Here is a 25,366-nt window from a genome sequence, read left to right on the forward strand (position 1 = left end):
AACAACTAGTGTTTGTAGATATACCTATAAATATTCGCGCCGCTTATGTCGGCAAAACACATTTTTAATATTTGGTTAGAAATAGGCAACTATGGGCAAATCGCTAGTAATTGTAGAGTCACCTGCTAAGGCTAAAACAATTAATAAATATTTAGGTAATGACTTCATCGTAAAGTCCAGTATTGGGCATGTACGTGATTTACCTACTTCAGGTTCGAGCAAAGCTAAAGTGCCGGCAACTAAAACGCCAGCAGAAGTTCGCAAAATGGAACCTGAAGAGAAAGCAGCGTATAAAAAGCAACGAGATTATACTAACCTGGTCGCGCGTATGGGTATTGATCCTGAGCAAGGTTGGGAGCCGCATTATGAAATCCTGCCAGGTAAAGAGAAGGTTGTTCAAGAATTACAAAAGCTGGCTGAAAATGCAGATCAAATATACCTCGCAACGGATTTGGATAGAGAAGGGGAAGCAATTGCTTGGCACCTTCAAGAAATCATTGGCGGCGAACCTGAAAAGTATAAGCGCGTAGTTTTTAACGAGATTACCAAAAACGCAATACAGCAAGCTTTCGAAACACCTGGCGAGCTTAATACTGACATGGTTTACGCTCAGCAAACACGACGCTTTTTAGACCGTGTTGTAGGCTTTATGGTTTCTCCTTTGTTGTGGGCAAAAGTTGCACGTGGTCTATCTGCAGGACGAGTTCAGTCTGTTGCGGTACGCTTATTAGTTGAGCGTGAACGTGAAATTAAGGCATTTATCCCTGAAGAGTTTTGGGATATTCACGCTGATGTTAAGAATACTGAGTCTGAGTTACGATTAGAAGTAACCAAACAAGCAGGAAAGGCATTTAAGCCTGTAAATGAAGCTCAGGCTAGCGCAGCTGTTAAAAGCCTTGAGAATGCAGAATACAAAGTAATTAGCGTTGAAGAAAAACCAAGTAAAAGTCGCCCAAGTGCGCCATTAATTACTTCAACCATGCAACAAGCGGCAAGTACACGCCTAGGTTATGGCGTTAAAAAGACTATGATGCTCGCTCAGCGTTTGTATGAAGGCGGTTATATTACTTATATGCGTACCGATTCAACCAATCTTTCAAAAGATGCGGTTGAAATGTGTCGTGAGTATGTAACGAACGAGTTTGGTGCTAAATATTTACCAAAAGATCCAATTAACTATAGCTCTAAAGGCAATGCACAAGAAGCGCATGAGGCAATTCGTCCTTCAAGCGTTACAGTGTTGTCTGGTCATATCGAAGGCGTAGATGCCGATGCTAAAAAGCTGTATGAGCTAATTTGGCGTCAGTTTGTAGCGTGTCAAATGGTACCTGCTGAATACGACTTAACAACACTGACTGTTGCAGCTAACGATTTCCAGCTCAAAGCAAAAGGCCGCGTGCTTCGCTTTGATGGTTGGACAAAAGTACAACCTGCGGTGCGTAAAAAGAACGAAGAAGATCAATCACTGCCAGCTGTTAAAGAAGGTGAAATACTTACTTTAATAGAACTTGATCCTAAGCAGCATTTTACTAAGCCGCCAGCTCGCTTTAGTGAAGCTAGTTTAGTAAAAGAGCTTGAAAAGCGTGGTATTGGTCGTCCATCTACTTATGCGTCGATTATATCAACAATTCAAGATCGTGGTTATGTACGTGTAGAAAATCGCCGTTTCTTTGCTGAAAAAATGGGTGAAATTGTTACTGACCGCTTAGTTGAAAACTTCACTGATTTAATGAACTTTGATTTTACAGCTAAAATGGAAGGTCGTTTAGATGACATTGCTGAAGGCGAGCGTGTATGGACTCAAGTTTTAGATAAGTTTTATGCTGATTTTTCAACGCAACTAACTGTCGCTAAAGACGAGCCAGAGAATGGTGGCATGCGTCTTAATGAGATGGTTGAAACCGATATAGAATGTCCTACATGTAGCCGCAAAATGGGCATACGTACGGCTTCAACCGGTGTTTTCTTAGGGTGTACTGGTTACAGCCTTCCGCCAAAAGAGCGTTGTACTACAACAATGAACTTAGTGTCGGGCGATGAAGCGGTTGCTGCTGATGTCGAAGACGTAGAAACCGAAAAATTAATGCAGATGAAGCGTTGTCCTATTTGTGAAACTGCAATGGACTCATACCTAATTGACGAAACCCGTAAACTACATGTGTGTGGTAATAACCCAGCATGTAAAGGGCATATAGTTGAAGAAGGTACCTTTAAAATTAAAGGCTACGACGGACCAATTATCGAATGTGATAAGTGCGGTTCTGACATGGAGCTTAAATCGGGTCGCTTTGGTAAGTACTTTGGTTGCAATAACGACGAGTGTAAGAACACACGTAAGTTACTTAAAAATGGTGAGGCTGCTCCACCAAAAGAAGATCCTGTTCACATTACTGAATTAGAGTGTGAGAAGTCAGATGCGTATTTTGTTTTGCGTGATGGCGCTGCGGGTATATTTTTAGCCGCAAATACTTTTCCTAAGTCACGTGAAACACGTGCACCTAAAGTTGAAGAACTAAAACGCTTTAGAGACCGCATTTCGCCTAAGTTTTATTATTTAGCAGATGCACCAGCTAAAGATCCTGATGGTAATCTTGCTGTTGTACGCTATAGCCGTAAAAATAAATCTCAGTATGTTATGACTGAAGTTGACGGTAAAGCTACCGGCTGGACTGCTCATTATGAGGCAGGTAAATGGACAGAAGAAGCGAAGAAAAAAGCAGCGCCTAAAAAGAAAGCAGCTGCAAAAAAGGCACCAGCTAAAGCTAAGCCTAAAGCGAAAGCTAAAAAAGAAGATGAATAAGCTCGTTATTGCTTATTCATAGCTTTTGTAGATTTAAAAAGTCATAAAAAAACCGGAATGCACAGCTTGTGTCTATTCCGGTTTTTTTGTGCCTAGTTGAATGCTTTCGCAACGGCTTTATTAGCAGTACATTCACCTAAGCGTGTTACCAATTTGATTAAAAACATGGACATTTTAGCGTATTAAATAATTCAGTTACTGCGTTAAACACTATTCATATATGACTGCGTAGATGCAGAAAGTAGGCATTGCAGGGAGCAGCTGCCGAGAACAAATATATGTCATGCTTTTTCGCTTAGCTATTGAGCTATATTCTTATAGCTTTAACAGATCACTAATTAAATGTAATTGGTATAATTAAATCTTAACAGAAGATACTTTTTTATAGCCTTCAGATTCAAGCTCATCATTTACGCATTTTAATACGTAGGCATTTAGCTCTTCATTGCTTACGTCATCATCTTTAGCCCAGTTAACACACATTTCTGTGTATTCTTTTATCATTTCGGCTGAAGCTGTTGGCGCATCGTCTGCAACCGCGTAAGTCGCAGATACTGCAAATAGTGGTGCTACGATTAATGCTAGCAATGCTTTTTTCATTCGTTTATTCCTAAAAAAATGGTGTGATGACTGATTTATCCAGTTTAAAGTTAGGTATAAATCAGTAGTGCCCAATTCAGAACAACTCTGTTGGTATGCTGATTTTTAATCGAAATTGAAATAAAAGATAACGAAATTTTTTTATCGTGAGGATGAGTAATTTACTTGTCAGTTTTTTAACTTTAGTAAGTACAGCATTATCAGCTGGAGTAATATATTTAGTAGCTAAGAAAACTTGATTCTGCGCTCTATATTAATAACCTTTAGATTGTTTTAGGAAAAGTGATTTTTTAGGTTCAAAAATGAAATGGATAAGCGCCATTGTATATTTCTGCTATGAGGATATTTTAAGTTTGTAATATCAGCCGTATTATTTGCTTTAACTGAATGTCTAAATGTTGAAACTAAAAGTCACTAGAATGCGTTAAATACAAAAAAGCCCAAGTGAATAGCTTGGGCTTTTTCGTGTGTAACGCGCTTACGTATACACTAAACGTAACTTTTGAGTCATTAACACTGAGCGTAAAAACATGCGTAAGGCTCAAGTATTGTGGTGCCTCGGTCTAACTTTGCGCTGTGGTGGCTAAGCTCGGTGTATTCTTTAACGATTGATGTTGGCATATCAATACTTGTTTGCTTAGCGCTGAGATTGAACATACAAAGCATTCTTTGCTTTCCAAGCGTTCTATAAAAAGCAAGCACAGGCTCTGGCGTTTCTATAAATTCAATATCACCTTCAAGTAAAACTGTTTGGCTTTTTCGCCATGCCATAAACTCACGGTAGGCATTTAAAATTGAGTTGTTATCATCTGTTTGTATAGCTACTGATTGCTGCTTATGTGCATTATCAACGGGTAGCCAAGGTTTTACTTCACTAAAACCTGCATGAGATGAATCAGCTAGATCCCAAGGCATTGGTGTTCTACAGCCATCACGCCCTTTAAAATTAGGCCAAAATGTAATGCCGTATGGGTCTTGTAAATCTTCAAATGCCACACTTGCTTCACCTAAACCTAGCTCTTCACCTTGATACATACACACGCTGCCGCGAAGAGAAGCTAATAGGGCGGTTAGCATTTTACATTGTTGAGGGTTTACTTCGCCATTTTCGCTCCAGCGGCTCGCTACGCGCTCTACATCATGATTACTAAATGCCCAGCATGGCCAGCCTTCAGTCATACGTTGTTCTAGAGTTTGAACCGTAGTTCTAATATATTCACTTGAGTAATCATTTGTTAATAGCTCAAAGCTATAACCCATGTGCAGTTTGTCGCCACCTTGGGTGTACTGCGCCATTGTAGCTAATGAATCTTCTGATGAGATTTCGCCAAGCGATACAGTACCTGGGTATTTATTAAGTAATGTGCGAATATCTTGCATAAACTCAATATTTTCAGGCTGAGTATTATTGTAGTAATGGTACTGAAATGCATACGGATTATCTTCACTAAAACCACGACCCTGGCGCTTATCTTTTGGTTTAGCCGGATTATCACGTAATTGCGCGTCGTGATAGCAAAAATTAATTGCATCAAGCCTAAAACCATCAACGCCTTTTTTAAGCCAAAACTCAACATTATCAAGCACAGCTTTTCGAACATCTGGGTTATGAAAGTTAAGATCCGGTTGTTCGGTTAAAAAATTATGTAGGTAGTATTGCCCGCGACGAGGCTCCCACTGCCAAGCACCACCACCAAAAATAGATAGCCAGTTGTTTGGGGCTGTTCCATCATCTTTTGCGTCAGCCCAAACATACCAGTCGGCTTTACTGTTATTTTGATTTTCACGGCTATCAGTAAACCATTGGTGTTGATCTGATGTATGGCTTAACACCTGATCAATAATTATTTTAATATTACGAGTGTGGGCTTCGCTTATTAGCTCATCAAAATCATTTAGGTCACCAAAAAGCGGGTCAATGTCACGATAGTCGCTAATATCATAGCCAAAGTCTTTCATTGGCGATTTGAAAAAAGGTGAAATCCAAATAGCGTCAACGCCTAAGCTTTTAATGTAATCAATACGATTAATAATACCTCTTAAATCACCAATGCCATCGTTGTTGCTATCTTGAAAGCTACGCGGATAAACTTGATAAATAACCGCACCTTTATACCACTGCTTTTGGGTCATGCTTTTCTCCGTCATTCCACACAGTATTTAGACTATTTTTATTTGTGATTACGATTAATCACGTTATTTGCAAAAAGCATACGTGAAGCCTTGTACACTGTAAAAAGTCTGCATACGTATGCACTAAAATTAACGCAATTAAATTTTTAAAAATAAGTACTTATAGCTAGTTTAAAGGTGTTTTATTTATGTGACGGGTTTTTACCAATTATGGTGCTCACTTACTTTCTGACTTTTATTAAACATAACGGTTTGTCATACAAGAGAAAATATATTTTATGTTTTGAATTTAATGGTCTGACCAATTAAACATTTGAATTGTGTCTAATATTTCTTATTTTGAATAGCGATACTAATTAGTTTCACTTTGTTTACATTGCGTCCTGTTAACTTTTAGTTTTTGATACAGTAGATTTTACATGTAATGTTGATTGCGTCATTTTCAATAATTTTATTTACAACAAAATCAATTGTTTAATGTTTGTTTGGCAAGGTTTTTATTAATCTGAAGTCGTGCTATAACTGTTGAATACGTATGCATAAAGTTGTTAATAAAATAAAGCTGGCGTTAATATTCATCCTGACAACAAAATTAGCTCGCCTGTTTGACTATCACTCAAATAAAGAAGCGAGTATCACAATATGGGTAACGGGAAAAACATCATGTCTATGTTCAAACCAAGTATATTAACGTTGGCAATGGCTACTGCAGGATTAGCAAGCTTTGCCTCTGTAGCAGCACAAGAAGATACAGCTAAAAATGATGACGTTGAGGTTATCGAAGTAAAAGGCTTTCGTGGCAGTGTTGTAGAATCAATCAACACAAAGCGTTTTTCTACTCAAGTCGTTGAGTCAATTTCAGCAGAAGATATAGGTAAGCTACCTGATTCATCTATTGCTGAGTCTATTGCACGCTTACCAGGTTTAACAGCGCAACGCCTAGATGGTCGCGCAAGTAGAGTATCAATTCGTGGTTTTGGTGAAAACGAAAGTGGCACCACATTTAATGGCCGCGAGCAAGTATCTATTAGTGATAACCGCGGCGTAGAATTTGACCTTTACCCATCAGAAATTATGAGCGGTGTAACTGTTTATAAAACACCAAGTGCAAATTTAGATGCAGAGGGTATTGCGGGTATAATTAACATGCAAACAGTTCGCCCACTAAGTAAAGGTGAACGTGTTGTTCAAGTAAATGGACAGTATGAGCAAACAAGCTTTGATAAATTAAACCCTGACGGCAACGACGACGGTTACCGTGGCACTTTCTCATACATCGACCAGTTTGCTGATGACACTATAGGTATTGCATTTGCACTAAACACCATGAGCTCGCCAAACCAAGAAAAACGTTGGAATTCATGGGGGTACCCTGAATTCACTGCTGAAGATGGTAACTCGTATTCAATTTTAGGCGGTGCTAAACCATATGTTCGTTCATCAACGCTTGAACGTGATTCAGCAATGCTTGTTCTAGAGGCAGCGCCTACAGATAAACTAAATATGACGTTTGATGCGTTGTATGTAGACTTTACAGACGAGCAAATTTTGCGCGGCATTGAAGTTCCTTTTGCTTGGGGTCAAGGTAGTATTGATGCAAGCAGTGCTATAGTAGATGCAGAAAGTGGATTTATAACAAGTGCTGTAACACAAGGCCAACGTGTTGTTGTGCGTAACGATTACCAAGAGCGTGATGCTGAACTAACTGCATTTGGATTTAACACTAAATACGATATTGATGATTCATGGTCAGTAGAATTTGACGCAAGCTACTCGCAAGTTGACCGTAAAATTTGGAGTATAGAAAGCTACTCAGGTACAGGGCGTGGTGATTCTCGCGGTGTAGCAGATAACTTAGGTTATGCTTTTAATGGTGGCAATACTGGCGCTACTTTTTCACATGACTTAGATTACAGCGATTATGATCTAATTCAATTAGGTGGGCCGCTTTCGTGGGGTGCAAGCTCTGCACTAAATGATGCATATGGATTAACTGGCACAGAGTATGAAAACCAAGCTCAAGACGGTTTTATTAATGCTCCAACTATTGAAGATGAATTAGTTACATTAAAACTTGCAGCGTCTAAAGTACTAGAAAACGAATACATTAGCTCAATTGAATTTGGCTTAGGTTATAAAGAGCGTGAAAAGTCTAAATCTTCGCAAGGTTACTTCTTGACTTTAACTGATTTTTCTCTTGAAAACCCAGGAATGCTTAGTGTACCTGAGCAATACCGTTTAGGCAGTGTTGGCCTTGACTTTATTGGGCTAGGCGACATGATAGCCTACGATGTAAATGGTTTAGTTAATGATGGTTACTATGAAACCCTTGACGAAAGTTTAACTAGCTCAACTCATGCAACTAAGTCGTGGACAGTAAAAGAAGAAATCACCTCAGCATTTGCACAAGCTAATATTAATGCAGAGGTAAGTGGTCTTCCATTAACTGGTAATGTTGGGGTGCGCTATGTTCATACAGATCAATCCTCTCAAGGTAATGCTTTTGGTGTAGATGGGAATACTGGTCTAGTCATTACTTCACCTACAGATATTGGTCACGATTATTCTCACGTTTTACCAAGCTTAAATTTATCACTTGCGATTGATGAGCAGCAAACAATACGTTTTGGCGCAGCTAAAACAATCTCACGTGCGCGTATAGATGAAATGAACGCCTCTGTTAATGCATCATATAATGATACACCGGATGAAAACGGTAACTTTTGGTCTGTATCGGGTGGTAACCCTAATTTAGAACCTAAAGAAGCAACAGGCTACGATTTATCTTATGAAAACTACTTTAGTGATGAAGGTTACTTCTCTGCTGCATTTTTCTATAAAGACTTAACCCAGTGGATTTTTGACGGTACTTACGCGATTGATATGTCGGGTGTTGCGGACCCATCAACAGGTGAAGTACCAGCTACGTCAGAAGGTACTGGCAGTGGCAAAGTAAATGGCGGCGGCGGTGACCTATACGGTTACGAGATATCTCTAGCGTTACCATTTAAAATTTTCCACCCGTCTCTTGAAGGCTTTGGCTTAATTGCTAGTCATACAGGTATTGAATCTGATATTGAAGATGGAAATGGCAATGAGTACGAACTACCGGGTCTATCAGATAAAATTCAAAGCTTAACGGTTTACTACGAGATGAATGGCATGCAATTACGAACCAGCATGCGTAAGCGTAGTGACTTCAAAGGTGATGTTTACGGATTAGGCTTTAATACAGAGCAAGTGAATATTATCGGCGAAACAATTTGGGATATTCAGGCAGGTTATGACTTCTCTGAAGCAGGGGTTGAGAGCCTTGAAGGTTTATCAATTCAGTTCCAAGTTCAAAACTTAACAGAAGAGCCGTTCACATCGCTTTCTGGCGATAACGCGCTACAAGTTCGCGACTACCAAGATTACGGTCGCACTTACTTGTTAGGCTTTAGCTACCAGCTATAATAAAGGTTGTGTGTAGGAGCCCTTGTAAATTGTTTTACAAGGGCTTTTTTATAGCTACTTTATCAAACTTAACAAAGCTTTAAACTGTAAACGTGGACAATAATATGAAACCAATAAAACACGTCGTAATCGCAGGCGGGGGCACAGCAGGGTGGATAACAGCCGCCTTGCTTAATAAAGTGTTAGGTAAAGTAATCAAAATAACCCTTATTGAGTCAAGTACTATTGGCACTATAGGCGTGGGTGAAGCAACAATTCCGCCTATTATTCAGCTTAATAACGCACTGGGTATAAACGAGCAAGATTTTATAAACGCTACAAATGCATCTATAAAATTAGGAATTGAGTTCGAAGATTGGAAAACCACCTCTCATAGCTACATGCATGCTTTTGGCTCATTTGGAAAAGACTTCCCTTTTTGCGATTTTTACAATTTTTGGGTAAAAGGAAAAATTACAGGCTCTGAAGATAGCCTATGGGATTTTTCATTAAATTACCAAGCAGCTAAACAGCATAAATTTGCACCATTAAATACTATACCTAACACGCAATTACCTGGCGTAAGTTATGCGTACCACTTTGACGCAACGCTATATGCTGAGTTTTTAAAAAAGCTCGCAACATCACGCGGTGTTGAGCATATTGATGCCAAAATAGAGCAGGTTGAACAATGCCCTCTATCAGGGAATATAAAATCATTAACCCTTGATAACACACAGCAGATAAATGGCGACCTTTTTATAGACGCTACAGGGCAGCGCGCCTTACTCATAGAGCAAACCCTTAACACAGGTTTTGTAGATTGGTCTCATTATTTACCATGCGACAGCGCCGTTGCAGTGCAATCTCAAGGTACTAGCGAGCTAAAACCTTATACGCGTTCAATTGCACACAGCGCAGGCTGGCAGTGGCAAATACCGCTGCAAAGCCGAATAGGTAATGGCTTGGTGTACTGTAGCCGTTACTTATCTGACGATGCAGCAACGCAGTTATTATTAAAAAATTTACCCGCTGAACCAATTACGGCGCCACGTGTTATAAAATTTAAAACAGGACGGCGCTTAAAGCAGTGGCATAAAAATGTGGTGTCGGTTGGTCTTGCTAGTGGCTTTTTAGAGCCGTTAGAGTCAACTAGTATCCACTTAATACAAAGTGCAGTAACCCGTTTAATAAAGCTGTTTCCACACAATGGCATAAGCGAAGCTTTAGTTACTGAATTTAATAAGCAAAGCGTGATAGAAATAGAGCACATACGCGATTTTATTATTTTGCATTACAAACTGACGGAGCGAGAAGATTCTGTTTTTTGGCGACAATGCAAGCAAATGGACATTCCTCACTCATTGGCCCACAAGCTCAAATTATTTAAGCAAACCGGCAAAGTGGTGCGCGAAAACGATGAACTATTTGCCGAAGTTGCTTGGCAACAGGTATTTATTGGCCAAGGTCTCATCCCCGATGATTACAACAGTATTGTTGACTCATTAAGCAGTGAACAACTAAACGACTTATTTTCTACATTAAAAACGCTTATTACCTCAACAGTAGATCAATTACCCACTCATAAAGATTTTTTAGCAAAAATTAAAAAGGCCTGATGATGCGATTTTTAAACACACTTTTACTTGTAAGTGCCTGTACTTTACCAACCATTAGCTACGCACTTAACGTTGAGCCTGCTAATTGGTGGGTTGGCATGAACAAAAATACCATAACCATCATGGTGCATGAGCAAAATATTGCAAACGAGCAAATTACATTAGCTAAATACAATGGTGTTAAGTTAAATAAAGTAACCCGTACAGATAACCCAAATTATGTATTTTTAAATATTACTATTACTGATACCGCTAAAGCAGGAACGCTTGTGTTTAACAGCAGCGAAGCGAGTCAAAATTTTGAGTTTTCACTACTTGAACGTAATAAAAACAGCGCAAACCGCCAAGGGTTTACATCAGCTGATACGCTTTATTTAATTAACCCAGATCGCTTTGCTAATGGTGATAAACAAAACGATAGCGTTCCTAGCATGTTAGAAGCCGCTGATCCTAGTACTAAGGGCGGGCGCCACGGTGGTGATATTCAAGGTGTTATAAACGCATTACCGTATTTAAACAATTTAGGCGTTACACAGCTTTGGCTTACCCCAGTGCTTGAAAACAACATGCCAGATTATTCTTATCATGGTTATGCAATTACAGATTTTTATAATGTTGACCCACGTATGGGCTCAAACCAGTTATATAAAACGCTCTCGGTAAAAGCAAAAGAGCAGGGCATAGGCCTGGTAATGGATATGGTTCTTAACCATTTTGGCTCTGAGCATACTTGGGTTAAAGATAAGCCAACTAAAGATTGGATTAACTTTAATGGCGAGTTTAATAAAGGCAAAAATGCCACCAGCCATGCGCGCCAAACCATACAAGACCCACACGCCAGTGAATACGACAAGCGCCAGTTTAATGATGGGTGGTTTGTAGAAACCATGCCTGATTTAAATCAGCGCCAACCACTGTTAAGCGAGTATTTAATTCAAAATGCGATTTGGTGGATAGAATACGCTGATTTAAGCGGAATTCGAGTTGATACCTACTCTTACTCAGATAAAGCATTTTTGAGTGATTGGACAAAAGCCATAATGCAAGAGTACCCAAATTTTAATATTGTTGGAGAAGAGTGGACGTCTAACCCTGCTATTGCCTCTTACTGGCAACGTGGCAAACATAACCAAGATGGCTATACATCAAGCTTACCAAGCGTGATGGACTTTTCGTTGCAAGAGTCGGTAATTCAAGCACTAAATGAAGATGAAAGCTGGAATACCGGTTGGGTTAAAGTATATGAATCGTTAGCTAATGACTTTTTATACCCAGATACAGATAACATTATGGTATTTGCAGATAACCACGATATGAGCCGTGTTTACACCGAGCTTGGCCAAGACGTAGCTAAAACAAAAATGGCGATGACGTTATTTTTAACCACACGTGGTATAGCGCAAATGTATTACGGTACGGAAGTGCTATTGGATAACACCCCAAGTAAAGACCATGGTGATATTAGAATCGACTTCCCGGGTGGATTTGAAGGCCAAATACGTAATGCCTTTACCAAAGAGGGCTTAACAAAACAGCAAAAAGACATGCATAACACCATTAGTACGCTGCTTAATTTTAGAAAAAACAGCTCAGCACTTGATAAAGGAAAACTTGTGCACTTTACGCCTCAACAAGGCGTGTATAGTTACGCGCGTATTAGCGACGAGCAAACTGTGTTGGTATTTATGAATAAAAACACAAAAGAGCTAACTAAGAATATTGAGTATATGCAGGAAGTAATACCAAAAAATACCAAAGCACTTAACTTATTCACCCACAAAACACAGGTGTTGGGTAATACAGTTGCTTTACCGGCAATGAGTGCAACGGTATTAATTATAAATACCTCTCAATAGTTTACCTGAATACGTATGCAGCAACTGTATGGTTGCTGCAGTAATCTTTAGTATAAAGTTAATAACAATACTGACAAAAAAGACACACAATGAAAAAATCAGTTTATGTACCCGCAGTACTTTGTAGTGCACTTATTGCTACAGGGTGTTCAGAAAATAACAAACCTGAACAACAGCAACCACCTGCACACACGCAAAATGAGCTTACCAAGCCAGTTGTATATCAAGTATTTACTCGCTTGTTTGGTAATACCGAAACAGCCAATGTTTCATGGGGCACTAAAGAGCAAAACGGCGTAGGTAAATTTGCCGACTTTAACGATGCAGCCCTAAAAGGCATTAAAGAGTTAGGCACCACACATGTTTGGTATACCGGTGTGTTACACCATGCGTTAGTGGGCGATTATACCGACTACGGCATTTCGCAAGATGACCCCGATGTAGTAAAGGGCCGTGCAGGTTCACCGTACGCAATTAAGGATTACTACGATGTAAATCCTGATTTAGCAGTTAATGTTACTCAGCGAATGGATGAATTTGGCGCACTTGTTGAGCGTACACATAACCATGGCATGAAAGTCATTATTGATATAGTGCCTAACCATGTAGCACGAAATTACCAATCCCTTGGCAAACCTAAAGGCGTTAAAGACTTTGGCGCACAAGACGACACCACTAAAGCGTACGATAAAAATAATAACTTTTACTACGTACCAGGGCAGTCTTTTCAGGTGCCAACATCGCCAGAGTATAAAGTATTAGGGGGTAATGAACACCCATTAGCGGATGGCTTTTTTGATGAAACACCCGCTAAATGGACAGGTAATGGTGCCCGTGCAGCAAAACCCGATATAAACGATTGGTACGAAACAGTAAAAGTTAATTATGGCGTAAAGCCTGATGGCAGCTACGACTTTGTTCAATTGCCAAGTGAATACAAAAATAAAGACTACCGAGCTCATTATGCATTTTGGCAAGATAAAGAACTTCCTAACAGCTGGTACAAATTTAGAGACATAGCACTTTTTTGGCTCGATAAAGGCGTTGATGGCTTTAGATACGACATGGCCGAAATGGTGCCAGTAGAGTTTTGGAGTTTTTTAAATTCGTCGATAAAAATGCAAAAAAGCGACGCCTTTTTGTTAGCCGAAGTGTATAACCCGCTAATGTACCGTGCGTATATTCACCAAGGTAAAATGGACTACCTTTACGACAAAGTAGGCTTTTATGACACACTAAAAGCCATTATGCAGGGTAAGCAAGCTGCTAATACTATTTTTGCAGCCCAAAGCCAAGTTACTGATATTGAAGCGCACATGCTGCACTTTTTAGAAAACCACGACGAACAACGCATCGCGAGCCCTGACTTTGCAGGTAACGCTGCGTGGGGTAAACCGGCTATGGTGGTTTCTAACTTAATGAGCCGCGCACCCACGTTATTATATTTTGGTCAAGATGTGGGAGAAGATGGCTCAGAAAACGCAGGATTTGGCACAGCTACACGCACCAGTATTTTTGACTACATTGGCGTGCCAGCGCACCAAGCATGGATGAATAATGGCAAGTTTGACGGTGCTAATTTAACACAAGAGCAAGTAGCACTTCGTGACTACTACAAAGCGATTATGTCACTAAATAGTTTACCTGCTGTGGTAGGCGGTGAAATGACTGAGCTTAGCGTTACAGGAAGTGAGCGAGTTGTAGGTTTTACGCGCAAACTTGGCCAACAAGCGCTGTACGTATTAAGTAACTTTAGTGAACAACCTCAAACAATTACGGTTAATTTATCAAAGGCACAATTAGCGGTACTTAGCGAGCACACTCAATTACATGACTTACTTGAGCAGCACAGCACCGAGATCACATCAGGGTCTCAAGGCGCAAGCTTCACACTCACACTTGATGCATTTAGCAGCGCAGTTTTAACTAATAAGGCTAATCATGAATAATCAAAATAATAATTATGACAGCAACAAACCAAACCTGAGTTTTTGGCAAATATGGAATATGTGCTTTGGTTTTTTAGGTATTCAATTTGGTTTTGCCCTGCAAAACGGTAACGTGAGCCGAATATTTCAAACATTAGGCGCACAAGTTGATGATATTCCCATTCTATGGGTTGCAGCACCGCTTACCGGTTTAATCGTACAGCCTATTATTGGTTACTGGAGCGATAAAACATGGGGGCGCTTTGGTCGCCGCCGTCCGTTCTTTTTTATAGGTGCAGTGTTAACAACGCTTTCACTATTTATTATGCCGCATTCACCAACGCTTTGGATTGCCGCTGGTATGTTATGGATAATGGATGCGTCAATCAACGTAACCATGGAACCGTTTAGAGCACTTGTTGGTGATAATTTACCAGAAAAACAACGCGCTACAGGTTACGGGTTACAAAGCTTTTTTATTGGTATTGGTGCGGTACTAGCCTCAGCATTACCATGGATGATGACCAACTGGTTTGATGTAAGTAATACTGCAGCGCCTGGGCAAATTCCAGAGTCTGTTAAATACTCATTTTATTGGGGTGGGGTGGTGCTACTTGTTGCTGTGCTTTGGACCGTTGCACGTACTAAAGAGTATAGCCCAGAGCAATTAGCGGCTTTTGAAAAGCAAAGCGCTCAACCAACTACCAGCAAACTGGTTGATATTAACTTTAATAAAGGCGCCATTATTTTTGTAGTGCTGGGTTTAGCAACCCTTGCATTCGTAATGGGCTTATCGCTTGAAAAAGAATTATACCTATTAGCTGGTGGTTTATTAGCGTTTGGTATTGTGCAGTGGATTGCAGCAGCGCTTAAAAGTGCTAACAAAACTCAAGGTGGTTTTTACCAAGTAGTACAAGATGTATTTACAATGCCAGAGGCTATGAAGCAGCTTGCCTGGGTGCAGTTTTTTAGCTGGTTTACTTTATTTGCTATGTGGATTTATACCACCGCTGCAGTAACAAGCTTTCATTATGGTAGTAGCGATGCAACCTCTAAAGCATTTAACGATGGTGCAGACTGGGTGGGTATTTTATTTGCCGCCTACAATGGCTTTGCAGCTATTGCCGCTATGTGTATTCCGTTTTTAGTTAAAAAAATGGGCTTAAAAGGCGCGCATTGTTTTAATTTATTGCTGGGCGCATTAGGCCTTGGCAGCTTTATGTTTATTCAAGACCCTAAGATGTTACTTATACCTATGATTGGGGTGGGGTTTGCGTGGGCGTCTATTTTATCGCTGCCTTACGCCATGCTAAGTAACGCACTGCCAAGTAATAAAATGGGCGTTTACATGGGTATTTTTAATTTTTTTATAGTTATACCTCAGTTACTTGCCGCCAGCATTTTAGGGCTCATTTTACGCCACGTATTTTCTAATCAGCCTATTTACGCATTGTTAATTGGTGCAGCCTCGTTCGTTGTCGCTGCCGTTGCGGTAATGCGCGTTAAAAATTCAAATTAAGGACACACAATGAAAAAATATAACCTTATAACCGCCTCACTTTTAACGTTAGGTTTAACGGCTTGCGGCGCTCAAAACACAAGCACAACTAACGAAAGTACCACAGCACAGGTTACATCAGCCCCAGGCGCCCCAGGCGCAGAGCCTTTTTGGGCTTATGCGGGTAAAACAGGTATTGGCACGTCATACGAGCAATACCAAAACGGCCAATACAGTGATTCAGCTGCAACGGGCGATGTATCTAAGGTGTGGTTTTCAATTGCTAAAGGTATGATCACCGAAACCATGTTTGGGCTTATTCACCAAGCTCAAATAAAAGACATGCAATTTATAGTAACAGGTAAAGACTTTACCGTTAGTGAAGCTGATGATTTAGATGTCACCATTGATTACTTACATAAAGATGCACAAGGTCGCCCGTTATCGCTGGCTTATAAAGTAACAAGCACTGATAAACAAGGCCGCTTTAGCCTAGAAAAACACATATTTACTGACCCAGATGGGCAAACCCTGTTTGTACGCAGCGTATTTAATACTGAGCTTGAAGGGTTAAAAGCATATGTGTCTGTTAATCCGTATATTAATAATAACGGGCTAGGTGACTTCGCCAAAACGACTGAGCAAGGCCTTGTCGCATGGGAAGACGATAACTATTTATCACTTCAATCAGCGACCTCATTTAAAGATAAAACAGTGGGCTTTACCGGTGAAAGCGATGGTATTAACGCACTTAAAACTACGCAATCTATAAATACACAATACATAAATACCGGCGATACAGCAGGTAATGTAAGCATGCTTGCAGAGCTTGGCGACATAAGCGCGAATACCACCTTTGATTTAGCACTTAGTTTTGGTAAAACGCAGCAGCAAAGTATAAAGCAAGGCGAAAAAAGCTTAGCAAAAGGATACCAAGCGGTGCTTGATCACTATAACGGTAAAGGTGAAGCGCTAGGCTGGGAAGATTACCTACAAAGTCTCAAGCCGCTCAATAAAATGATTGAACAAACAGCCGATAACGGTAAGCTTTTATACACAAGCGCCATGGTTTTAAAAGCACAAGAAGATAAAACACACGCAGGGGCATTAATTGCTTCTCTATCTAATCCATGGGGCGAAACGGTTTCGGCTAAAGAGGGCTCTACTGGCTATAAAGCAGTATGGGTGCGCGACTTTTATCAAGTAGCCATGGCCTTTATGGCACTCGGCGATACAGCCACAGCAAAAACAGCGTTTGAATACCTTGAAAAAGTGCAAGTAAATAGCAAAACACCAGGTAATAAAGGCGATACAGGCTGGTTTTTACAAAAAACGCACGTAGATGGTGAGCTTGAATGGGTCGGCGTACAGCTTGACCAAACAGCTATGCCTATTATGCTTGCTTGGAAGTTACATAAAGCCAATGTACTTAGTGATGAAGAGCTAAAAAGCTGGTACGGAAAAATGTTAAAACCCGCGGCTGATTTTTTGGTTGATGGCGGCCTTGCTAAAATTTTATGGAACGACACGCAAATTACACCACCGGCAACCCAACAAGAGCGTTGGGAAGAGCAAAGCGGTTATTCGCCTTCGACTACTGCAGCAATAGTCGCTGGCCTTATTACAGCCAGTGATATTGCAACACTAAGTGGCGATGATACAAACGCAAAGCGCTACTTAGATACAGCTAAAAAATACAGCAGCGATATTGAATCGCAAATGTTTACCACTAAAGGTAACTTAAAAGGCGAGAATAGCGATGGCGAATACTTTATTCGTATAGGCCAAGATACCGATGCAAACTCAAACACTAAAATTAACGCTAATAATGGCCGCGAAGGGTTTAATAAAAAGCAAATTTTAGATGGCGGTTTTTTAGAGCTAGTACGGTATGGCGTACGCGGTGCAAATGATGAAAGCATCGTTAAAACACTACCTGAGTACGATGACGAAACACTAGAAGATAACCTACAAGTTAAATACAGCTTTAGCTTTGACGACGGCAGCGGCACATTTGCAGGCTACCGCCGCTATGGTAATGATGGCTACGGCGAAGATGAAGTAACGGGCACAAACTATGCCGAGGGTGGCAGTAATACACCAGGCCAACGTGGTCGTGTATGGCCGTTTTTCACAGGTGAACGTGGCCACTATGAAATAGCAGCAGCTAACGCAAACAACGCCTTTGATGATGCTAAACAAGCGCAAATTAAAAATAGTTATGTTAAAGGTTTGGAGCAATTTGCCAATAAAGGGCTAATGCTACCAGAGCAAGTATGGGATGGTGTAGGTGTAAATAAAGCTGGTTATGAGCTAGGCGAGGGCACAAACTCAGCAACGCCACTTGCATGGACACATGCAGAATACATTAAGCTTGTACGCTCACTCAGTGATAAACAAGTATGGGATTATTATCCAGTGGTTGGCGAGTCACTTAATTAGTTGTCTTAAAATCACACAAAAAAAGTTCCTAATTAGGAACTTTTTTTCTCTTAATTTAGTTTCGTTTTATGCAATGGTTCCTAATTGAAAAAGTGTTGTGTGAATATTTATGCAGCTCAGCCAATATAATAATTAGTTATAAATCGCGTTTTGGCGTATAGGCTTTATCTTTTTTTACTGTTTCAGGCCCCTAAACTTACAAATGACAGGGTTGTTGTTGTGTTTGGCTCATTGTCTCCGTGAATAGTTATTGGTGTTAATTTTGTGTTCATTATCCTGATTTTCTGTTCGTGCTATTTGCTTTTGTTAATCCATTGTTTCTATTGATATATCCATGGTTAACAGCTATCGCATTTTGTTGGCAAGTTTATTTTTATTGTGTTATTAATTTGTTTCTCTTGTAGGTTAAGAGGTGTTATTTAATTTATATAAGTAATTTTTATGTGAATTTAAATAATGTAATACATAAAAAATAATAATTTAATTATCTAGGGATAAATCAAGATGAACCATAATTTTTCTAAGACATTTAAACGCTCATTTACTGCTGCAGCAGTTGCAATGACGTTAAGTGCGGCAATGCCTGCAATGGCAGATAACGTTAACGGCGCTATAAAAGGTAGCTTAACGGCTCAGTCAGGTGTTTCGCTAGCGGGTGCAACAATAACAATAACAGATGACACTAAAGGTTATTCAAAAACGCTTATTGCAGATTCTAACGGCGAGTTCGATCTAAAACAGGTACCGGTAGGCAAGTATAATATAGTAGTTTCACAAGCTGGTTTTGACCAAGCTCAAGTTAAAGATGTAGTAATAGGAGTTGGTAAAACAGCTCTTATTGAAATTCCACTAACTACAGGTAATATCGAAAGAATTGCAGTTGTCGGTGGTTCTATTCGTGCGATAGATGTTTCTGCATCAGAATCTTCACTCAATATTAGCTCTGAAGAACTAGAACTTTTACCTATATCTCGCTCTGTAACTTCAGTTGCATTGCTTGCGCCTGGCGCAACTGAAGGGGACAGTCGTTTTGGCGACCAAGCTTCATTTGGTGGTGCTTCTGTAGCTGAAAATGCTTATTACGTGAATGGTCTAAATATGACTAATTTCCGAAATGGTCTTGGTGGCGCAACAATCCCTTTCACCGCGTACGATAGCTTCCAAGTTAAGACGGGTGGTTATTCTGCAGAGTTTGGGCGTACTACCGGTGGATTAATCTCATCAGTTACTAAATCTGGTTCTAATGATTTTCACTTTGGTGTTGAAACGATTTATTCGTCTGACTCATTAAGTGAGCAAGCTCCTAATTCACTTTATAAACAAAATGATCGTTGTGAAGACGCTGATGGGCATTGTATTGGTGATTTATATGTTAATAACCAAGACGACTATGACAACTCATTTGAAACAAGTATTTATGCTTCAGGTGCGATAATTGAAGATACATTATTTTTCTATGGTATTTACACTGCAAGAGATAATGACTACGAATATGGTAATGCATCTCAAACAGATTTAACAGTTGAAAAAGATGATGACCCATATTACCTAGCACGCTTTGACTGGAATATTAACGAAGATCATCAACTAATGCTTTGGGGCTTTAGTGACAAACGCACTTATTCAGAAAAAACAATTTCAGATCCTCAAGGAAATGGTAATTATACTGTAGATGGTGGCACAGCTTATCATAAGCGAGGCGGAGAAAGTTTTGCAGTTCGCTATACTGGTAACCTTACAGATGATCTAAGTATGTCAGCAATGTTTGGCCAAGTTAAGTTTTCAGAAACTGATTACTCAGACTTCGATGATTGTCCTACAGGTTATGATGCCGATATAGGTGAGGATACTACATGTTATGTAAACTTTACTGTTGGTGAAAATGAAGATAAACGTGAGCAATTGCGAGTTGACTTTGATTACTACCTAAACGATGAGCATACGTTAAGATTTGGCTATGATTCTGAAACTAATACAGCTGATTCAACAACACAAAACTCTGGTGGCGTTTACTACTATTATCGTACATATGAAGAAGGCGCAAGGCTGGCTAATGGTTATGTCTTACCTGAAGAAATGAAGACAACACGTGTACGCGATTATAAAAATGGCGGTTCGTTTGAAGTAGAAAACTGGGCTATTTATATTGAAGATCAATGGTCAGTTACTGAAGATTTAACATTAACATTAGGTCTTCGTAATGATAGCTTTACTAACTACAATGCAGATGGCGAAGAATTTGTTTCTATTGATAACCAAATTGCTCCTCGTATAGGTGGTTCTTGGGATATTAATGGAGATGGCGATAGTAAGTTGTTCTTCACTGCTGGTCGTTATTACCTACCAGTAGCAGCTAATACAAATATTCGTTTAGCTGGTGCAGAAACGTATATCCAAACTTGGTACGCCTATGAAGGGTTAAATGCTGACGGTACCCCTGTAGGTTTAGGTACTCAACTAGGCGATCCTGCTATTTCTAATGGCGGTGACGGTACTGCAAAACCTTCTAATACCTTATCTGATAAAGATCTTGAACCTATGTATAACGATGAGTTTATGATTGGTTATCAAGCAGCAATTAATGATGATTGGTCTTGGGGAGTCAAGGCTACTTACCGTGTTTTAGGTAATCAAATTGATGATGGTTCTTATATCTTTAGTGATGAAAATGGTGAATATTTAGGTGAAAACTGGTTCTTATTTAATCCTGGTAATGGCGCTACTTTCAATTTCGATCTTGATGGTGACGGCACCACTGAAGAATATAGCTTTAGTGCAGAAGAGTTAGGTTATCCGGATGCTAAGCGTAAATATGCATCAGTTGATTTAACATTAGAGAAAACATGGGATCAGGTTTGGTCTTTAAAAGCGCTATACACATGGTCTCACAACTATGGTAATACAGAAGGTTTTGTTAAATCTGATAATGGTCAAGATGATGCAGGTCTTACGCAAGATTGGGATTACCCTTATTTAATGGATGGTGCTAATGGTAATCTACCTGCAGATCGTCGTCATAACATTAAAATTTATGGTGCTTTTGCTGTTACAGAAGACTTCTTGATCGGTGCTAATGTTAATATCGCATCTGGACGTCCTTGGACTGCTTTAGGTCAAGGTTATACTCCAGATCCTGATCAATACCAATATGGTGATACTTACTATGTAGGTGACAAACGTTTCCCTCGTGGCAGCATGGGTACTACACCATGGACAGCACGTTTAGATCTTAACTTTACTTATAACCTTCGCTTTAACGATCAGAAAGTTCGTTTAGCTATGGATGTATTTAACGTATTTGATGCTGCTACTGAAACTCGTTACGACGAAGCTGCAGAAATAGCTGCTGGCGATGGAAATGCTACATTTGGTTTAGCTCAGTCTTACCAGTCTCCTCGTAGAATTCAATTATCAGCGTCTTACGATTTCTAATAGCTTGTTAGTATGAGTTAAAAGTTGTTTAATAAAAAAGCCTCGTTAGAGGCTTTTTTTATATCTAAATTTTGAATTTTTGTGAGATATGAATACATCAGAAAGAAAAGTGAAATGAATAGATAAAAATATACTGAATAAATTAGTGTCGTTGTAACTTCCAATTAAAACCGTTTATAAATTCTAATTTATTTTATCAGCCCGGCTCAGCTTGAACTTCTAGGAATGAGAATAGGAGGCAACAGGGTGCTTTGAACTTCTTCACCACGTATCAGTTTTAATAGGTTCTCTACTAACATTTGCCCAGCAATAGTGGTGTTTTGTTCTATTGTAGTTAGGGGGGGGTTTACATAACTTGCAATGGCTATATTATCAAAGCCGACTACCGCAACATCTTTCGGCACGTTGATATTTGCTTCTTTAAGTGCGCGTATAGCCCCAATAGCAATTAAGTCACTTGCAGCAAATAAGGCGTTAAATTTAATATTATTAGCAATTAGTGAGCGTGTTGCGTGATAGCCAGATTCTTCAGTAGAGATAGCATTAGCCATTTTACGCTCATTTATTTTAACGTTGTTAGCCAATAGCTCATCTTTAAAACCCTGAAAACGACTAAAAAATTCGGGGCTGTGATCAGAGGCGTCACCAATAAAAGCGCAATCAGTTCTGCTATGCGCAATAAAGTGCTCAGCGGCGAGCTTACCGCCACCGTAGTTATCACAACAAACAGTTAAATCGGGACGGTTATCTACCGTTGCACCCCAGCAAACAAACTTAGTATTTTGTTCAAGTAAGGTGTTAAATTTTGGTTGGTAATCAATGTAATCGCCATACCCGAGTAAAATAATGCCATCAGCTCTGTGGCTATCTTCATAGTCTGCTTGCCAATCAGCACTGGCCGATTGAAATGAAACTAATAAATCGTAACCTTCTTTAGCGCAAGCACGGGTAATACTGCCAAGCATGGCTAAAAAGAAAGGATTTATTTGGGACTCGTCAGAAGTAGGATCTTCAAACAACAATAATGCAAGCGTACTACTTTGTTGAGTGCGAAGGTTACTCGCATTTTTATCAACTTTATAATTAAGCTTTTTGGCTATATCGAAAACACGCTTGCGTGTTTCTTCATTAACAAGGTGGCTGTTACGTAAAGCGCGAGATACAGTCGATTGAGATACCCCTGCATAGTGGGCAATATCAAATGAGGTAGCTTTACCTTTCATTGTTACAACTTAATTAAATTGATAAATAATTGTGTCATTTTCGTTTATTGATGAATAATTTCAAGCTTTTTGTGAATTAACGTATATTTTTATTGATAAATTCCTGACACCGGTGTCATAATGTCAGTGTTTTATCATTTTGTTGTCAAAACGTATTCGCTGTCTATATCTTTATAGGCAGCATTTTTTACTGTGATAGCTACTTTGAGGTGATAGCTCAAAGTATAAATAACAATGGTACACCATTGTAAAATAATAAGCATGAGTCGCTTAACAAAAGAGATAATACTATGAGCCCAAACGCTTCTGCCCAATTTGATCCCATCTTAGTTGCTGATGTCGGCGGCACTAATGCCCGCTTTGCTTTAATAACTGCTTTTAATGAACAGACTAACCAATTTATAATAGAGCACATTAATATTTTTCCTAGTGCCAATTTTGGTTCTCTTGAAAGTGCGCTCGAGCAATATTTACAAACAGTCCCACATATTGCACCCAAACGCGCATGTTTAGCCGTTGCAGGGCCAATAAAAGCCGGGCAAGTGCATTTAACCAATTTAGGTTGGCATTTTAGCGTCAGTGAATTTAAAACTCATTTTGATTTACAACAACTTGAAGTCATTAATGATTTTGCTGCCTTTGCTTACGCTGCCCCTTACTTAGATCCTAAACAAAATGTCATTGTTAAATCAGGTCAAGCTGATGATAACGCAAACATTGGTGTTATAGGTCCAGGTACTGGTTTTGGTGCCGCGTGCTTAGTTAGAACGTCTCAATCTACCGCAGTGCTAAGTTCAGAAGGGGGGCATATATCACTTGCACCTGTTAATGAACTCGATACTTTATTATTAAATGAGTTACGTAAAGATCATCCCCATGTTTCTATCGAAACAGTTTTTTCAGGTCCTGGCATAACGCATTTATACAAAGCAATGTCTGCGGTTAAGGGTGTAACAGCTAAAAATTTAGATGCCGCACAAATTAGCAGCCTTGCAAATAGTGGTGAATGTGATGTGTGTGATGCAACCTTAAACCAGTTTTGTGATTGGATTGGCAGTGTTGCCGGTGATTTAGCGGTTGTTTATGGCGCGTTAGGTGGATTATTTATTGGCGGTGGAATACTACCTCGTATGCAAGCGAGACTTCTTGAGAGTCGTTTTGTTGAACGATTTTCGCAAAAGGGTATTATGTCGCAGTACGCAGGACAAATCCCTGTAACACTCGTAACACAAGACAACATACCGCTTATTGGCGCTGCTGCGTGTTTACACAATAGCAAATAGGGCTTTGGTCTTACAGGTTGTATTTGGATAATGGACAGATGAAAAAAGTAACCATAAATAGTGTAGCAAGCCATGCAGGGGTTTCTAAAAAAACCGTCTCACGCGTGTTAAACAATGAGCCTAATGTAAGTGCCGCCACCCGAGAAAAGGTGCTTGCGGTATTTAAAGAGCTTGATTACACCCCAAATCCAATTGCACGAGGTCTTGCTCAAAATCGTAGCTTTATTATTGGCTGTTTATACGATAACCCAAGTAAAAGTTATATTACCCGAGTGCAAACGGGCGCCTTAGAAGCGTGTAAAGAAAACAACTATAATTTATTGATACACCCTTGTGAGTTTCGTGGTGAAGCACTTATAAATAATATTGAGCAATTACTACAAACTTCTCGACTAGATGGCATTGTGCTAACACCTCCTTTTGGTGATTTTGCTGAGCTTGCTTCTTTTTTAAAATCTAAAAAAATTCCTTATGCAAGAGTTGCTTCAGCTTTACTACAAGATGATTCAATTTCAGTGCGTAGTAACGACGAGCAAGGCGCATTTGAGATTACCGAGCATTTAATTAACCTCGGTCATAAATCTATAGCCTTTATTAAAGGGCACCCGGATCACAGTGCCACGCAACAACGTTTTAAAGGTTACAGGCGTTCACTTGCAAGCCATGGTATAGAATTTGATGAGCGCTTAGTCGAGGAGGGTAACTTTAGTTATCACTCAGGTGTAGATAGTGCACGCAGCATATTAGATTTATCCCCTAGGCCAACCGCTGTATTTGCATCAAACGATTACATGGCGGCTGCCGTACTTAAATTAGCAACTCAGCGCCAATTAAAAGTGCCTGATGACATTTCAATAGCTGGGTTTGATAATGCGCCCATTGCACGTCATATTTGGCCTGGGTTAACAACGATTGCACAGCCCGTTGAAGAAATGACTAAACAAGCCGTAACGCAACTTATTTCACACATAGCTCAACCACAAGAGCAGCCGTATCAGGTAACGCTTGAGTCGCGCTTGATTACACGCGAGTCTACCTCAGCAATAAAATAGTGAGTTTAAAACACTTTCACAGTAGCCCGAATATGAGTGACGCTTATTCGGGCTTTTTTTTACTC

General features: G+C 39.7%; 13 protein-coding genes. 10 read left to right on the forward strand and 3 right to left on the reverse strand.

Annotated elements, in window-relative coordinates:
* Window positions 1–91: 91 nt before the first annotated feature.
* Entirely contained in the window at window positions 92–2,800 is a 2,709-nt protein-coding gene (gene topA / locus H5117_RS02550; RefSeq protein ID WP_149602799.1) for a type I DNA topoisomerase, read from the forward strand.
* A 357-nt stretch (window positions 2,801–3,157) separates the two neighbouring features.
* Here the strand turns inward: topA and H5117_RS02555 are convergent, their stop codons facing one another.
* Both H5117_RS02555 and H5117_RS02560 read right to left on the reverse strand, forming a co-directional pair.
* Window positions 3,158–3,400 (reverse strand): hypothetical protein, encoded by a 243-nt coding sequence (locus H5117_RS02555; protein WP_002959734.1) that lies wholly within the window; start codon window positions 3,398–3,400, stop codon window positions 3,158–3,160.
* Between the two features lie 510 nt (window positions 3,401–3,910).
* The gene (locus H5117_RS02560; protein WP_182715325.1) at window positions 3,911–5,533 is read right to left on the reverse strand and encodes an alpha-glucosidase family protein; all 1,623 of its coding nucleotides are present in this window, start codon (window positions 5,531–5,533) and stop codon (window positions 3,911–3,913) included.
* Window positions 5,534–6,196: 663 nt separating this feature from the next.
* Between H5117_RS02560 and H5117_RS02565 the strand changes: the two genes are divergently transcribed.
* The 7 genes from H5117_RS02565 to H5117_RS02595 all read left to right on the forward strand — a co-directional run bounded on the left by H5117_RS02565 (window position 6,197) and on the right by H5117_RS02595 (window position 21,743).
* Window positions 6,197–8,989 carry a TonB-dependent receptor gene (locus H5117_RS02565; RefSeq protein WP_182693524.1) on the forward strand — a complete coding sequence of 931 codons (2,793 nt, stop codon included), beginning with the start codon at window positions 6,197–6,199 and terminating at the stop codon, window positions 8,987–8,989.
* 104 nt (window positions 8,990–9,093) lie between these two features.
* A complete protein-coding gene (locus H5117_RS02570; RefSeq protein WP_182736070.1) occupies window positions 9,094–10,587 on the forward strand; it encodes a tryptophan halogenase family protein in 1,494 nt (497 codons plus the stop codon).
* A complete protein-coding gene (locus H5117_RS02575) occupies window positions 10,587–12,443 on the forward strand; it encodes a glycoside hydrolase family 13 protein (protein WP_182736071.1) in 1,857 nt (618 codons plus the stop codon). The genes H5117_RS02570 and H5117_RS02575 overlap by 1 nt, the downstream gene beginning before the upstream one ends.
* A gap of 89 nt (window positions 12,444–12,532) precedes the next feature.
* Window positions 12,533–14,392, forward strand: a complete 1,860-nt coding sequence (locus tag H5117_RS02580) for an alpha-amylase family protein (protein WP_182736072.1) — start codon at window positions 12,533–12,535, stop codon at window positions 14,390–14,392.
* Window positions 14,385–15,890 (forward strand): MFS transporter, encoded by a 1,506-nt coding sequence (locus H5117_RS02585; RefSeq protein ID WP_182736073.1) that lies wholly within the window; start codon window positions 14,385–14,387, stop codon window positions 15,888–15,890. Before H5117_RS02580 ends, H5117_RS02585 begins: the two co-directional genes overlap by 8 nt.
* Window positions 15,891–15,899: 9 nt before the next feature.
* Window positions 15,900–18,311, forward strand: coding sequence for a glycoside hydrolase family 15 protein (locus tag H5117_RS02590; RefSeq protein WP_182736074.1), 2,412 nt, complete (start codon window positions 15,900–15,902; stop codon window positions 18,309–18,311).
* 504 nt (window positions 18,312–18,815) lie between these two features.
* Window positions 18,816–21,743, forward strand: a complete 2,928-nt coding sequence (locus H5117_RS02595) for a TonB-dependent receptor (protein WP_182736075.1) — start codon at window positions 18,816–18,818, stop codon at window positions 21,741–21,743.
* A 206-nt stretch (window positions 21,744–21,949) separates the two neighbouring features.
* Here H5117_RS02595 and H5117_RS02600 read toward each other — a convergent pair whose 3' ends face one another.
* Window positions 21,950–22,966 carry a LacI family DNA-binding transcriptional regulator gene (locus H5117_RS02600; RefSeq protein ID WP_024603984.1) on the reverse strand — a complete coding sequence of 339 codons (1,017 nt, stop codon included), beginning with the start codon at window positions 22,964–22,966 and terminating at the stop codon, window positions 21,950–21,952.
* A 290-nt stretch (window positions 22,967–23,256) separates the two neighbouring features.
* On the opposite strand from H5117_RS02600, the gene glk reads away from it, so the two are divergent.
* Window positions 23,257–24,249, forward strand: a complete 993-nt coding sequence (gene glk, locus H5117_RS02605; protein WP_002959751.1) for a glucokinase — start codon at window positions 23,257–23,259, stop codon at window positions 24,247–24,249.
* Between the two features lie 38 nt (window positions 24,250–24,287).
* A complete protein-coding gene (locus H5117_RS02610) occupies window positions 24,288–25,301 on the forward strand; it encodes a LacI family DNA-binding transcriptional regulator (RefSeq protein WP_002959752.1) in 1,014 nt (337 codons plus the stop codon).
* Window positions 25,302–25,366: the final 65 nt, after the last annotated feature.

Origin of the sequence: Pseudoalteromonas sp. SG45-1, assembly GCF_014164135.1 — a bacterium.
Lineage (GTDB): Bacteria > Pseudomonadota > Gammaproteobacteria > Enterobacterales > Alteromonadaceae > Pseudoalteromonas > Pseudoalteromonas distincta.